The sequence below is a fragment of the Neisseria sp. P0021.S007 genome, assembly GCF_051956855.1.
The window spans coordinates 1-934 of record NZ_JBQCXA010000221.1 but is presented as its reverse complement, the minus strand read 5'-3'; the positions used below and the strand labels follow the sequence as shown (position 1 = coordinate 934).

2 protein-coding genes are annotated in these 934 nt (G+C 45.1%); both read right to left on the bottom strand.

The features are described 5' to 3' along the window. Positions 1 to 120: 120 nt before the first annotated feature. Positions 121 to 372, bottom strand: coding sequence for an HNH endonuclease (locus ACTHUR_RS12365; protein ID WP_283120669.1), 252 nt, complete (start codon positions 370 to 372; stop codon positions 121 to 123). A gap of 107 nt (positions 373 to 479) precedes the next feature. After that, on the bottom strand, positions 480 to 934 hold a 455-nt coding region (locus tag ACTHUR_RS12360), incomplete at its 5' end, for a helicase C-terminal domain-containing protein (protein ID WP_440398773.1).

The window sequence follows — 934 nt, the reverse complement described above, 5'->3', positions numbered from 1 at the left end:
ATATATATACGATCTAGGGAATGTTACACCTAAATTTTCTGCAAATTTTTCAATGATTGAAGCAGAAACTTTTCCTTCATCTCTCCAGATATTTAATTTTTTCATTATTCATTTCCTTGATTAACGTCCTTTTTTTAATGCATTTTGACCAGTATGTCTAACTGCATCATGTATTTCCAATGGTACTAGCTGCATGTTATTTGGTGCACTTTGTGCATTATGATGCCAAATATATCCATTAATAGTCCGTTTTCCAGCCATAATATCTTCTAACTGTGTGCTAGTAAAATTTGATTTAGGAATTACCCCACGCCGGATGTGCAGGCCGTGTATGAAAAGTTCGGCTAGAAAGAAATCACGCAGACTTGGCACAACGGGGAAACCGTATCCGTCATGAAATTGGATTTATAGCTTGAAATGAATAAAAGGCCGTCTGAACATTTGATTTCAGACGGCCTCTGCCTTTGAATTATCCACAACTACCCTATCCGTTTAAACGGCGGCAAACAGGCCAATAATTGCTGGCCGTAGCGTTGCGTTTTGACGCGGTTGTCGAGGATGGTCACACGGCCGTAATCCTGTTCGGTACGGATAAGGCGGCCGACGGCTTGGATCAGTTTGATGCTGGCTTCAGGCACCGTAATTTCGATAAAAGGATTGCCGCCGCGTTGTTCAATCCAACGGTTTTGGGTTTTCTCGATGGGGTTGTCCGGCATGGCAAACGGCAGCTTGGCAATAATGACTTGAACGCCGGCCGTGCCGGGCAGGTCGAGGCCTTCGGCAAAACTGTCGAGGCCGAAAATAATGCTGGCTTTACCTTCGGCAATGGCTTGATGGTGCCTTTGCAACAGGACAGCCTTGGGCAACTCTCCTTGTACAAGCAGAAGCGGCAAGTATTCGTCAGGCAGTCGTAAGGCGACATCCTGCATTTGCT